At 65.0% G+C, this 12779-nt stretch carries 10 protein-coding genes; 5 read left to right on the top strand and 5 right to left on the bottom strand.

Annotation, left to right across the window (positions count from 1 at the left end; genetic code table 11):
* Window positions 1-123 precede the first annotated feature (123 nt).
* Entirely contained in the window at window positions 124-2187 is a 2064-nt protein-coding gene (locus ACQ4WQ_RS00940; protein WP_436494070.1) for a sensor domain-containing diguanylate cyclase, read from the top strand.
* A gap of 48 nt (window positions 2188-2235) precedes the next feature.
* Here ACQ4WQ_RS00940 and ACQ4WQ_RS00935 read toward each other — a convergent pair whose 3' ends face one another.
* Complete coding sequence (locus ACQ4WQ_RS00935) at window positions 2236-2565, bottom strand: hypothetical protein (RefSeq protein WP_326458980.1); 330 nt, start codon at window positions 2563-2565, stop codon at window positions 2236-2238.
* Between the two features lie 150 nt (window positions 2566-2715).
* A complete protein-coding gene (locus tag ACQ4WQ_RS00930; RefSeq protein WP_436495928.1) occupies window positions 2716-3981 on the bottom strand; it encodes a cytochrome-c peroxidase in 1266 nt (421 codons plus the stop codon).
* A 167-nt stretch (window positions 3982-4148) separates the two neighbouring features.
* Here ACQ4WQ_RS00930 and acpA point away from each other — a divergent pair, with 167 nt between their 5' ends.
* A complete protein-coding gene (acpA, locus tag ACQ4WQ_RS00925; RefSeq protein ID WP_436494067.1) occupies window positions 4149-6269 on the top strand; it encodes an acid phosphatase in 2121 nt (706 codons plus the stop codon).
* A gap of 56 nt (window positions 6270-6325) precedes the next feature.
* On the opposite strand, the gene ACQ4WQ_RS00920 is transcribed toward acpA, so the two are convergent.
* Window positions 6326-7234, bottom strand: a complete 909-nt coding sequence (locus ACQ4WQ_RS00920; protein WP_436494065.1) for a hypothetical protein — start codon at window positions 7232-7234, stop codon at window positions 6326-6328.
* A gap of 169 nt (window positions 7235-7403) precedes the next feature.
* Here ACQ4WQ_RS00920 and ACQ4WQ_RS00915 point away from each other — a divergent pair, with 169 nt between their 5' ends.
* Together ACQ4WQ_RS00915 and ACQ4WQ_RS00910 are read left to right on the top strand one after the other, a co-directional pair.
* On the top strand, window positions 7404-8279 hold the full coding sequence (locus ACQ4WQ_RS00915; RefSeq protein WP_326458983.1) for a hypothetical protein: 876 nt from the start codon (window positions 7404-7406) through the stop codon (window positions 8277-8279).
* Window positions 8276-9778: a choice-of-anchor X domain-containing protein gene (locus ACQ4WQ_RS00910; protein WP_436494063.1), complete on the top strand. Its 1503-nt coding sequence runs from the start codon at window positions 8276-8278 to the stop codon at window positions 9776-9778. The genes ACQ4WQ_RS00915 and ACQ4WQ_RS00910 overlap by 4 nt, the downstream gene beginning before the upstream one ends.
* A gap of 228 nt (window positions 9779-10006) precedes the next feature.
* On the opposite strand, the gene ACQ4WQ_RS00905 is transcribed toward ACQ4WQ_RS00910, so the two are convergent.
* Entirely contained in the window at window positions 10007-10426 is a 420-nt protein-coding gene (locus tag ACQ4WQ_RS00905; protein WP_414654797.1) for a hypothetical protein, read from the bottom strand.
* A 284-nt stretch (window positions 10427-10710) separates the two neighbouring features.
* On the opposite strand from ACQ4WQ_RS00905, the gene ACQ4WQ_RS00900 reads away from it, so the two are divergent.
* Complete coding sequence (locus ACQ4WQ_RS00900) at window positions 10711-11781, top strand: M29 family metallopeptidase (protein ID WP_436494061.1); 1071 nt, start codon at window positions 10711-10713, stop codon at window positions 11779-11781.
* Window positions 11782-11784: 3 nt separating this feature from the next.
* On the opposite strand, the gene ACQ4WQ_RS00895 is transcribed toward ACQ4WQ_RS00900, so the two are convergent.
* A complete protein-coding gene (locus ACQ4WQ_RS00895) occupies window positions 11785-12738 on the bottom strand; it encodes a LysR family transcriptional regulator (RefSeq protein WP_436494059.1) in 954 nt (317 codons plus the stop codon).
* Between the last annotated feature and the right edge of the window lie 41 nt (window positions 12739-12779).

The raw sequence follows: 12779 nt of genomic DNA, 5'->3' as shown, positions 1-12779 counted from the left end.
GTATGATATTTCTTGATTGCAACAGAATATAATCTGCTCCAGACAGGTGGTCATTGCGGGAGCGGGACGTTGGCAGGCAGACAGAGACGGGCATCATGGCGAAAGGCGCATTGGCTGCTGGTATTGGCCTGCCTGCTGCCGCCTGCCGTCCAGGCCGAGGTCGGCAACCTCGAGCAGTATCTTGCCGCCGTGCGCGACGATGGCCGCTTCGTGCCCGCGCGCGCCCTGGAACGCCTGCAAGAGGTGGAAACGCAGGCGCGCAGCGCCCCCTTGCCCTTGCGCGCGGAATTCCTTACCCAATTGAGCAACGCCCGCATGCGCCTGGGCCAGAACGACGTCGCCATGCAGCTGGCCGAGGAGCTGATCGCCTACGCCCGCATGAACAAGAGCGACGTGGCGCTGGCGAAGGGCATGCTCAACAAGGCCTACATCACGTTTGCCCGGAACGAGCGCCGCGCCTCGCACCTGCTGGCCTTTGACGCGGAGCGCATCGCCAACCGCACGGACGACTTGCCCGTGCGCGTGCAGGCGACCATCAGCGCGGGCCAGTCGTGGGCCGAGGAAGGCAATTTCCCGTTTGCGCTGGCCAAGCTGCAGGCGGCCGTCGACCTGGCGCGCCAGAGCAAATCCTCCTCCAGCCTGGCCGCCGCCCTGAATGCCCTCACCCTGCTGTACACGCAGATGCGCGAATACGACAAGGGCTTCGAGGTGCTCGACGAATTGCTGGCAGTCTCCGCGACACTGGCATCGCCGGGCCGCATGGCGCAGGCGAAGAACACGGAATACGGGCTGGCGCTCGACGCGCAGCAGCCGCAGCGGGGCCAGCGCGCCCTGCTGGCGGCCCTGGCGCTGGAACGCCAACTGGGCGCGCGCGGCATGGTCGCCGTGACCCTCGTCAATCTGTCGGACAGCTATCTGAAGGAAGGCGACTACGCGCGCGCCCTGCGCTACGCGAATGAAGCCATCACGGCGGCGCGCCTGCTCAACGATGAACAGGTGGAGGCGACGGCGCGGCTCAATATCGGCCAGGCGCTGATCGGCCAGGGACGGCTGCAGGAAGGCAAGCAAAGCGTGGCCACGGGCCTGGCCTACTACGAACGCACGGCCAACCAGCCGGACATGCAAGCCGTGCTGCTGGAATACGGCATGGCGCTGGAAAAGGCGGGCGATTTGCGCGGCGCCGTCACCGCGTATCACCGCGAGCGGGGCATTTCCAACCAGCTGTTCGAAAAGCAGCGGCAGAAAGCCGTGTATGAGCTGCAAGAAAAGTATGAGGCGGAAAAGAAACAGCGCCAGATCGAGCTGCTGAGCCGCGAAAATCAGCTCAAGAGCACGGAAATCGACAACCGCCGCCTGCAGCAGCGCGTGTGGTGGCTACTGGCGCTGGTGCTGGCCATGGCGTCCGCCATCGTTGGCTTGCTGTACCGCAAAGTGCGCCACGCGAACGTGCAGCTGAAGGTGAAAAACCAGGAACTCAAGCGCCAGAGCTCGCGCGACCCGCTGACGGCCCTGTACAACCGCCGCCACTTCCAGGAATTCATGCGCAGCCATGCGGGCAAGCCGCAGCAGTCCTACGGCGGCGCCGATGTCGTGGGCGCGCTATTCCTGCTCGACGTCGACCATTTCAAGCACATCAACGACCGTTACGGCCATGCGGCGGGCGACCTGGTGCTGACGACGATCGCCGAAACCTTGCATGACGTGTTGCGCGAAACGGACATGATCGTGCGCTGGGGCGGCGAGGAATTCCTCGCCTTCCTGCCTGCCGTCGCGCGCGACGGGCTCGACGATATCGCGCGGCGCATCCTCAACGGCATGGCCGCGCAAAGCATCGACTACCAGGGGCAGACCATCGAGGTGCACGTGTCCGTGGGCTTTGCGCCCTATCCGCTGGCGCCGCTGGGACGACCGCTCACGTGGGAACGCAGCGTCAACCTGATCGACATGGCGCTGTACCTGGCCAAGGCGCACGGGCGCAACCGGGCGTATGGCTTGCGCGGTTTTCACCATGTGGAAAGAACAACGCTGGAAGCGGTGGAGCAAGACCTGGAACGCGCATGGCGCGACGGCTTTGTCGATTTGAGCGTGGTGCTGGGGGGAACGGACGGGATCGATGCTGCAAGTACAGCGACGACGGCGCATGGCAGGCCGGCCGGCGATGGGGTCGCCGCAACCGCCATCACCTGACGGCAGTCGCGGGGACCGGACCGGCAGCGGCCGGCCCTGGCGCGGGTATTACTTGTGCGCGGCGTCCTGCATCTTTTCGCCGGCTTTTTCCACTTTCTTGCCGACGGCATCGGCCGCTTCGCTCATTTTCTTGTCGGCGTCAGCGGCGACCTGGTCCATCTTGGCGCTCGTATCGGAGGCAGCCTGGCTCACGGCAGCGTCGGCTTTGTTGGCAGCGGCCTTGATGTCGGCTTCAGCCTTGGCAGCAGCCGCATCGATCTTCTGGCCCGCTTGTTCAGCAGGACCGGCGGCGACATCGCTCTTCTTCTGGCAGGCAGCCAGTGCCACAACCATCATGCCAGCGGCGCACACGGTCATCCAATTTTTGCTTACTTTCATGATATTCCCTTTCATTGTTATCAAAAGACACAGATCAGTTCGCAATATACACCTGCCTAAAATTTTCTAGCGTGCGCTAACGCACATAAAAACACGCTTAAGCGGCGTATTTGTAAGCAATGGTATCTTGATATCTTTTCATTGTCTTGCTCAATGTGCGGCGGGGGCGGGCCGATAGCCGTCCGTCAAGGTGTGCAGGAAAACGATCACGTCGGCGATCTCCGCTTCGTTCAGGGCCGGCGCCTGGCCCGGCTGGCGGTCGAACGGTGCTTCCACGTTGACGTTCGCCTCCAGGCCCGGCGGCAAATCGTTGTATTTGCGCACCTTGCCGTTTTGATCTGCCGGATACCATTTTTGCGGCGCCGTATCGCGCTGCACGTAAAAACGCAGCACCTGCTCCAGGCTGGTAAAGCTGCCGTTGTGGAAGAACACCTTGCGCAGGGCCACGTTGCGCAGGGACGGCGTCTTGAAGCTGCCGCAATACTCCTTGTGCTCCATCAAGTCGGTGCGGTCCGGGCCGCACAATCCCATGTCGAAAAAGGCCGGGTCCGCGTTGGCCGGCAGCTTGCCATTGCGCGGCACGCCGATATTGATCAAGCCGTAATCGGTAAATTGGGGAAAGGCGCCGCCGGCGCTCACCTGGCTGATGTGGCAGGAGGCGCAATTGCCCTTGCGCTCATCGTTGAACAGGGCCAGGCCGCGCGCTTCCTGCGGACTCAAAACGGCCTGCTTGCGCAAGACGGCGTCGTATTTGCTCGTGTACGGATAGAAATCCAACGGGCTTTCCTGAAACACTTCCAGCGACATCAGCGCCCAGCGCAGCGCCTGGCCCGGCTGCTCGAAGATATCGGCGCCATACGTCTGACGGAACTGCGCCGCCAGGGGGCCGGCCCGCAATTTGGCGACGACGGCCGCCGCGTCGCGGTTGCCCATCTCGCGTTTGGAGAGCAACGGCGCCAGCGCCTGCTCATGGCCGGACTGGGCACGGCCATCCCAGTTGCGCCCGCCCGTGGGGCCCGCATCGACGCTGTCGTCGCCATCGTCGTCGTGATAGTGCTCGGTAAAGGCCGGTGCGGTCTGCAGGTAGCGCAGCGAGGGCGCCGCGCGCGTGCCCGCATCCTTCAGCTCCGGGCCGCCCAGCTGCACCGCCAGCGCGTTCGGCGGACCGTACGCGTGTTCGGGACTGTGGCAGCTGGCGCACGACATCTTCCCCGACACGGACAGGCTGGGCTCGAAAAACATGGCGCGGCCCATGGCCGTCATCTGGGCCACGGAAGGCTGGCGCGGCAGGGTGGGCGCGTAGGCGCCCGCCAGATAGGCGGGCTTGGCTGCGGCTTCTTTTTGCGCTGCCGGATGGCAGGCGGCCAGCAGGCCGGCGGCTACACAGGCAAGCAGCAGGGAGGGCATCGGTTTCATCATGGGCTGGCAGCGTAGCAACGGCATGTGACCGCTGCGTGACAAGACCCTGCGAAACGTAATGTATCAAGTCCGTACATTACGTCATGTAACAGGCGCTGACATGTCACGCAGCTGACATATTGCCTGCCTAGCATGCGACGTTTTCCACCCAGAAGGCATGAACAATGAAACCGCACGCTCGCCCTGTCTTACGTCCCCTACCAATCTTGCTGTCGCTGGGCCTGGCCGCCTGCGGCAGCAATTATGCGATCACGCCCAGCACCACGGGCCAGGTGATCGGCAGCTACTATGAAAACGCCCAGGTGTGCCTGGAAAGCGCCAAGGCCAAGCTGACCTGCGACAGCGCTTCGACTCCCGTGCGCACGGCCGCCGACGGCAGCTACACGCTCGACGGCCAGGGCGCCGTGCTGGTGACCGTCGGCACGGACGCCATCCGCCATGAAGCCATCGGCGACGCGGGCAGCAAGGTGACGCAAAAACTGCTGCTGCGCGCGCCCGCCGGGCACGGCGCCTTCGTCAGCGCCCTGTCGACGGAACTGGCGCAAGTCATGGACGGCAATGGCGGCGACTTTGCGGCCGCCAGCAGCAAGCTGGCCGCGCGCCTGGGCGTGTCCGAAGCGGGCCTGGCGTCCGACTTCAACAAGGCCAGCGGCGACGAGCTGGCGAAACTGAAGGCGGAAAACGCCAGCGTGACGGCCCTGATCGCCAGCGCCAGCGCGCAGGCGGCACCGGCCGACGCGCTGGCCGCCCTGAACGGCGCGCTGGCGCTGAACAATATCCAGACCATCGTCGTCATCTACGCGGAAAACCGCGGCTTCGACAACTTGTACGGCCTGTTCCCGGGCGCGAACGGCGTGCCGGGCGTCAATCCCACGTCGACTTCGGCCTATGTGCCGCAGAAAGACTATGACGGCAGCACCCTGCCCGTGCTGCCGCCCACCTGGGGCGGCATGACGGCGGCCGGCCAGAGCACCGTCATCACGCAGGCGCAATCGGCCAACCTGCCGAACAAGCCGTTCCAGATCGACGACGCGAGCAGCCCCCTGTACCTGCCGCAATCGGTGATCACGCGCGACTTGGTACACCGCTTCTACAACAACCAGATGCAGATCAACGGCGGCGCCAACGACAGGTTCGCGGCCTATTCCGATGCGGGCAGCCTGTCGATGGGCTATTACGACGGCAGCAAGATGCAGCTGTGGGACATCGCCAAACAATATGCGCTGGCCGACAACCTGTTCATCGGCGCCTTCGGCGGCTCCTTCCTCACGCACCAGTACCTGATCTGCGCCTGCGCGCCCACGTATCCGAACGCCGACACCTCGGTGGCCAAGGGCTCGATCGCGAAGATCGACGTCGACGCCAACGGCAACTTCGTGCGCCTGACGCCGTCCGCCACGGCACCGACCACGGTCCTGAACGGCGCGCCCGCCTACGCCAACGACGGCGCGCTGACGCCGGCCGACAGCACGGGCATGTTCTACGCCGTCAACACCATGCAGCCGCCGTTCCAGCCCAGCAGCAACGCCCCAGCATCGGCCGACAGCAGCAAGCTGTATGCGGACACGGGCAAGGCCAATACGCTGCCGCCGCAAACGCAGACGAATATCGGCGACTTGCTCTCAGGCAAAAATATCGACTGGGCCTGGTATGCGGGTGCCTGGAAGGATACGACGGCCCTGGCCACGGCCAGCGCGCGCGGCAACAGCTTCCAGAATCCGCCGAACTTCCAGTTCCACCACCAGCCATTCAACTACTTTGCCAACATGGACCCCGTAAAGGCGCCCGCCTACCGCGCCGCCCACCTGCGCGACTTCGACAGCCAGTTCCTGGCCGACGCGAGCGCCGGCAAGCTGCCGCCCGTGGCTTTCTACAAGCCGCAGGGCAATTTGAACCAGCATGCGGGCTACGCCAGCGTGGCCGACGGCGACGCGCACATCGCCAGCGTCATCGCCCAGCTGAAGAAAAGTCCGCAATGGAAAAACATGCTGGTCATCGTCACCTACGATGAAAACGGCGGCTTTTATGATCACGCCGCGCCGCCGAAGGGCGACCGCTGGGGTCCGGGCACGCGCGTGCCGGCCATCCTCGTCTCGCCGTACGTGAAAAAGGGACTAGTTGACCATACGCAATACGATTCTGCCTCCATCCTGCGCGCCATCACACACCGCTTCGGCCTGCCCGTGCTCGACGGCTTGAGCACGCGCGACAAGGCGCTGGTGGCCAATGGCGGCAAGCCGATGGGCGACTTCAGCGCGGCGCTGGCGCTGGTGCCGCAAGAGTAAGGCTGAGTAGCTGCGCCCGCCCGGCCTGGCCGCGGCGGGCATTTTAGTTGTTGGCGCTACTGGCCCGGGGCTGCATCGAGCAGCGAGCGTTCGAGCAATTGCGACAAGGCCGTGCGCAGCGCCTGCGTGCGCGCCGCCAGTTCCGGCCGCTTGTAGCGCTCGGCGGCGATCAGGCTGTTTTCCAGGCAGACCCGGTCCCCCTTGGCCAGGCAGGCGTCGGCCAGGTCGAGCTGGGCGCTGGCTTGCGCCACTTTCACTTTGGCGTCGAGTTCCAGCGTGTCGGGATCGTCGCCCCAGCGCTTCACATAGGCGGCCAGGCGCGTGGTGGCCAGCTCCGGCTTGCCCGCATCGAGCGCCTGCTGGACGCTGCCTTGCAGCGCCGTCCACGCCTGCGCCCGCTGCTGTTGCCTGTCGCACGCGGCTGCGGACTTGGTGATGCTTGCCTGCAAGCGTTTGATCTGCGCGGCGGGCGCCTTGGCGCTTTTCAGCACGGCCAGCGCGCTGCGCGCCCCGTCCAGGTCGCACTGCGCCGCCAATGCGGTGGCGGCCTCGACCTGTTCCGCCACGCTGGCCGGCTTGTCGGCCGGCTTGTTATAAAACCAGATACCGGTCAGCACCACGGCCGCCGCGATCCACGTGCGCAAGCGCACGGGCGGGCGCGGCGGCGGCACCGAGCCCCTGCCGGCAGGCTTGGCGGGCGGCGCCTTGGCCGGCGCGGCCGCCGGTGGCGGGGCCGGCTGGGGAGCGGAAACTGGCTGCGGCGCGGGTTGCGGCGTGGAAATCGGCGGGGCGACGGGCGTCGGCGGCGGCACGGGAGGCGCCACCGGGACCGGCGTGGCCACCTTCGTCAAAACAGGCGCTTGCGCCACCTGGCGCGCGCCGCAAAACGGGCAATGCACCACGCGCAGCGGCAAGGTCCGGCCGCAGGCGGCGTTGATGCATACTTCATTCACTTTTTCAGACACGTTCCTACCTTTTCCTGGATTTACTCTGCTGCGTTCTGCCGCAATATTACCCCACGCAGGCGCCGCCACGGCGCGCCCGCGCAGTCATCCGCAGGCTTGACACCGATCAATCCCCGTTCCACCCGCGCGGCCTAAGCTACAAGCACAGGCCACGGACAAGGAGATTGCCATGCCAGCCCACCTGATCATCGAAGACGGCCAGCCCTGGTGGTGGGACAGCGCCGATATCTGGGTCGTGCCCGGCAATGATCCGAATGGCCCGCCCGGTGCGCCCATTGCCGGCACCAGCAATTACCTGTGGGGGCGCGTGCACAACACGGGCAACAGCGCCTCGAACGGCGTGCGCGTGGACTTTTACTGGGCCGATCCTTCCGGCCAGATCGCCGTCGGCGCCGCCACGCAGATCGGTTCCGCGTTTGCCGACTTGCCGCCCGGCGCCACGCAGGAAGTGCTGTGCCTGGTGCCGTGGATCCCCGTCATCGTCAATGGCGGCCACGAATGTCTGCTGGCTGTGGCGCACGGCGCTGGCGACATCAACCCGCTGCCCGATCCCCTGCCGAACGGCTTCCTCTTCCAGCCCACGCAGCACGACCAGATCGCCCAGCGCAATGTCACCGTGGTGCTGGCGGCAAGGCGCGCGCAACTGCTGGCCATCAGGGTGGCGGCCCTGCCGCGCCAGGCCAGAACAGTGGCGCTGCACCTCGAATATGGCGGCGAGCTGCCGGAGCGCCTGCTGGCCACCCTGGGCCTGGGCAAGCTGCGTCCGGCCAAGGCGGGACTGGTGAAGGCGGGCCTGGCGCTGACGCCCCATTGCAACGGGACGGCGCCGGACGAGCAGAAACTGGAACTGAACGTGCCGCGCGGCCAGGCCGTGCCCGTGTACCTGAACCTGCACCCCGCGACGCTGCCCAAAGGCGAGTACGCGCTGCTGCGCGTGCTGGAAACGCAGGACGGCAAGGTGATGGGCGGCATCACTTACCTGGTCGTTGAGCAGGACGGTCATCACCATGCCGGTCAGGACAGCCAAGAGGAGCAAGCACCATGAGCGACACGCCCATGCAGGTGTTGACGCGGCCATTCGCGATCGAGCCCGTCACCAATATCATGCTGCCGGACGGCATCTTCGACAATGCCATTTACGGCTTGCGCATCGCGGCCCACGTCACGAACATGTCCGGCAGCCCGCTGACGAACGTCACGGTGTACCTGGAAAGCGTGGGCGACCCGGGCATCGCGCCGGTGGCGCGCACTTTCTTCTTCGCCAGCGTACCCGCCGGCGCGGCCATGCTGGTCATGTGGGATGCCGACTTCCAGCACGCCACGCCCGGCAAGAGACTCGTCAGCTTTGTCGCCAAGGCCGACGGCTACACGCCGCGCCGCTCGATCCAGCAGATCTTCGTGTCGCAGACGCGCTTTGACAGCAGCACCAATACCTATAACTGCACGGTCGAGGAAGGCACGCTGGAACTGTCCAAGCCGCAGGGCCACCTGCCGGGCAAGCGCTGGGGCAGCACGGGCGGCGACAATAAAGACTGCCGCTGCCCGCCCGGCTTCGGGCCGATCGTGCCGACCGGCATGACCCTCGTCTGGACACCGAATCCCGCCTACGCGGGCACGCATGGCGAACTGCCGTTTTCCGATCCCTGGTGGAAGATACTGGCCATTATCATCGCCATCATCGCCGCGCTGGTGGCCATCATTGCCGCCGCGCTCGGCGCCGGCAAGGCCAGCTTCAGCGTGGGCGGCACCGTCGAGGAAACGGATCCCAGCGTGCACTGCTGCACGCCCAAGGGCGCGGCCTCGGGCAAGCCGGAATTCACGGTGGCCGGGGTGGCCTCGGCCATCGCCTCGGGCGCCATCGTCGCCGCCTGCTCCGACGTGGCCGATCCATTCTGGCGTGGCCAGGAAGCAACACCACCGGCCGCCGGCGAGTTGACCCTGGCCGAACGCGTGGTGGCAAAGTGGGTCTTGCCCGAAGCGCCGAACGCGGGCCTGCCCTACACGGCCGACATCAGCTGGCAGTACGACCGTTTCACCACGGGCGCCAGCTACCAGCACGCCGTCAGCGAAACGCAAGTCAACGTGCACGTGGCCGGCCCCGTGGAAACGGACAGCCCGCCCGTGGTGCAGGCGTTCGAACCGCTGTGGCTGCGCGCCAGTTTCAGGCGCGACAATGGCAATGTCTTCCGCGGCACGGAGCTGTATGCCTTCGTGCTGTTCCAGGCGCCACAGGGTCTGTTCTTCGTGGAATCATTGACGGACGACGGCCTCGGTTTCGATCCGGGGGCCAACGACGGCGTGTACGCGGCCAGCCTGGACCTGAAGCGGGCATACCGCACCCTGCTGCAATTCGACCAGGAAGTCTATGGCACCTGGCGCGTGTTTGTCTTCGCGCAAGACGTCAACCTGACCAAGCCGGGCACGCCGCCGGAAATCGCGGCCCAGCACATCGGCGGCATGTTCGTCGCCAGCGCCATCGAGATCACCTTCGACGACACCCTGCCCTGCCCGCTCAAGGCGCAGGCGAATATCATCGTGGTGTGAGGGGGAAAATCGAAAACGGCCGGAAAAAACGCGCAGGGCCAAGCGCCGCCCCGAAGACAGTACGCCAGGACCGAGGGAAAGGCTACAAACTGTGGCCTTTCGTACAGCCATTCGTAAGCGCGCCAAGAGCGGCTGAGAAAATGCTCAGGGCTAGGCGCCGCCTCGAAGACAGTACGTCAGTACGGCGAGAGGCAGGCAACAACGCCTTGGGCGTTTTATCAGCCGCTCTTACACCTTGACAGCGTCGGCCTTGGCAATAACCGTGCGCGGAATGATATCCGTTGCCGGGCACGTATCCATCGCATCCGAATACGCAAGCCAGCGCTGCAGGCTTTCCATGCGGCGGAGGGTGATGCCCTTGCCATTGATATAGCCGATCTGCTCGAAATTGGCGGGGCTGGTGGTCAGCTTCGACACGGTGGGCGCATTGTCGACCAGGCGGTCGTAGGCCTTGCGCGCCTTGTGCTCCCACTTGGCCAGCGCGGGATCGTCAAAGCGGTTGCTTTCAAAATACACGGTGATGGTGCGGTCGTGGTTGGCAAAACCGACGATGGCCGCACCTTTGCGTATGGTCAACAGGACATCTTCCTTGACGCCCGTGACGGGAACGAACACGGCAGCACGGCCATCCGTATCCGGCCGCTCCATGGGAATATCTTGTCCGATTATGCTCATCACATCACACTCTTAGTCTTCGCCTGTTGGCTTGTTGTCCCTGCTTCACTGGAAGCGTACCACCGTGCGTCCAGGCTCGCTGCCATACCCTGCCATATCGTTTCATACCATTTTTCAAATAATACATTGCCCTAAAGCACTACACAAGATAATCAGGGACGCGGCAACCGCCTCTCCTCCGCCGGATGGGGAATAGTGTGCCCAGCAGCAATCGCCTTATAATGCTGCGATTACTTCACGCCCCCCACCTTTGCACCATGACGCTTCCCGAGAATGACACCAGCCGGCTCGACGCCATCAGCGCCGCCGCCACCGAAGTGGCCGCGCAAAACGTGGCCGACCTGCTGGCCATGGCCATCTGCCACCGCCCCGACGAACCGGCCCTGATCGTCTGCGACAAGCGCAGCTGGCTCAACGTGGTGCTGACGGAAGCGTATCGCCAGGCCTTGCCGGACGCCACCTTCATCGATTTCGACGAGGTCACGCCCGACGCCGTGCTGGCCGCGTTTGCCGACCTGCCGGCCGGCAGCCTCGTCGTGCTGATCCAGTCGACCAGCTTCCGCCTCGAAGCGTTCCGCATCCGCATCGAGCTGTTCAAGCGGGGCCTGAAGGTGATCGAGCACGTGCATCTGTCGCGCATGCCTGGCGTGCAGGGGCTGCACTACATCGCCTCGCTGGCCTACGATCCCGCCTACTACCGCGGCGTCGGCCATGCACTGAAGGCGCGCATAGACCGTGCGCGCCACGGCATGGTCGACAGCGGCGGCGAACAGCTGGTGTTTGCTTCCCCGTTCGAATCGGCCAAGCTCAATATCGGCGACTACAGCGGCATGAACAATATCGGCGGCCAGTTCCCGCTGGGCGAAGTGTTTACCGAAGCGCAGGACCTGGAAGCGGTGAACGGGCGCGTGCGCATCTTCGTCTTCGGCGATACGCACTTCATGGTCAACCGCCCCGACACGCCGATCACCCTGATCATCGACAAGGGCAGAGTCACGGGCACGGAGCACGCCACGCCGGAATTTACCGCCATGCTCGAGATCATCCGCGCGCACGAAGGCGAAGTGTGGGTGCGCGAACTGGGCTTCGGCATGAACCGCGCCTTTTCGCGCGAGCAGCTGGTCAACGACATCGGCACCTATGAACGCATGTGCGGCATCCATCTGTCGCTGGGCGCCAAGCACGGCGTGTATGCAAAACCGCAATTCAAGCGCAAGGATGCGCGCTACCACGTCGACATCTTCGCTGTCACCGAAGCCGTTTATCTCGACGACGAAAGAGTCTACGCCGATGGCGCGTGGACGGTGGAACCCGTCGCGTTCAATTGATCTTTAATTGAAAAATCCGGCCGCTGCCAGCTCGCGGTCCCACGGCGGCACGGGCTGATATTCGGCCACCAGGAAATCGATCAGCGCGCGCACCTTGGGCGACGGCTGGCGGCTGGCCGGATACAGGGCGCTCAAGTGATTCAGCGGCAGCTCCCAGCCGGACAGCACGGGCAGCAGGCTGCCATCGAGCAGATTGCGCCAGGCGAGAAACGTGGTGCTGTAGACGATGCCCAATCCCCGCTGCGCCGCCTGGTGCAGCACCAGCCCATTATTCGCCGTAAACCCCGCCTGCACGCGCACGCTCACCTCCTCGCGCTGCTCCCCTGCTCCACGCAGGAAATGCCAGTTCGTGCCATCGGTCAGGTGGCTGAAATGCAGGCACTGATGCTTCAATAAATCTTGCGGCGTCTGCGGCACGCCCCATTGCGCCAGATAGGCGGGACTGGCGCACAGCACCGCGCGGCACGGCGCCAGCGGCCGCATGGCCAGCGCGCTGCTGTCCGGGATGCCGCCCACGCGGATGGTCAGGTCAAAACCGTGGCGTATCGGGTCGAGCAGCGCATCGTCGACAAACAGCTCGGCCCGCACCTGCGGGTGCAGCAAACTGAAACGGGCGACGGCATCGGCCAGCCACGCGCTGCCGAAACTCGATGGCGCCTGAATGCGCAGCGGCCCGGCCAGCCCGGCGCCCGTCTGCGCCACGTGCGCCACCATGCGCGCCGCTTCCTGCGCCTGGACGACGGTGGCCATGCACGGCGCCAGATAGGCGCGGCCCGCGTCCGTCAAGCTCACTTCGCGCGTGGAGCGGTGCAGCAGGCGCGCGTTGAGGCGTTCTTCCAGCTGCATGATGGTCTTGCTGACCATGGCGCGCGTCAAACCCAGGCGCTGGCCGGCCACCGTAAAGCTGCGCTGGCGCGCCACCTCGACAAAGATTTCCATCGCTTTTAGTTGATCCATGTCAAAGATTGTCTGCGTTTTCGCGACAATCTGTCAACCGC

Origin of the sequence: Janthinobacterium goodfellowi (assembly GCF_051380695.1) — a bacterium.
Classification (GTDB): Bacteria; Pseudomonadota; Gammaproteobacteria; order Burkholderiales; family Burkholderiaceae_D; genus Janthinobacterium.
Note: the sequence above shows the minus strand (reverse complement) of the source record. Positions and strands in the feature narration are given on the sequence as shown.

What these genes read in the sequence shown, in the direction of transcription:
- ACQ4WQ_RS00935 (WP_326458980.1), bottom strand. Translation starts at nt 2,565, where the DNA reads ATGAAAGTAAGCAAAAATTGGATGACCGTGTGCGCCGCTGGCATGATG.
- ACQ4WQ_RS00930 (WP_436495928.1), bottom strand. Translation starts at nt 3,981, where the DNA reads ATGAAACCGATGCCCTCCCTGCTGCTTGCCTGTGTAGCCGCCGGCCTG.
- acpA (WP_436494067.1), top strand. Translation starts at nt 4,149, where the DNA reads ATGAAACCGCACGCTCGCCCTGTCTTACGTCCCCTACCAATCTTGCTG.
- ACQ4WQ_RS00915 (WP_326458983.1), top strand. Translation starts at nt 7,404, where the DNA reads ATGCCAGCCCACCTGATCATCGAAGACGGCCAGCCCTGGTGGTGGGAC.
- ACQ4WQ_RS00910 (WP_436494063.1), top strand. Translation starts at nt 8,276, where the DNA reads ATGAGCGACACGCCCATGCAGGTGTTGACGCGGCCATTCGCGATCGAG.
- ACQ4WQ_RS00905 (WP_414654797.1), bottom strand. Translation starts at nt 10,426, where the DNA reads ATGGAGCGGCCGGATACGGATGGCCGTGCTGCCGTGTTCGTTCCCGTC.
- ACQ4WQ_RS00900 (WP_436494061.1), top strand. Translation starts at nt 10,711, where the DNA reads ATGACGCTTCCCGAGAATGACACCAGCCGGCTCGACGCCATCAGCGCC.
- ACQ4WQ_RS00895 (WP_436494059.1), bottom strand. Translation starts at nt 12,738, where the DNA reads ATGGATCAACTAAAAGCGATGGAAATCTTTGTCGAGGTGGCGCGCCAG.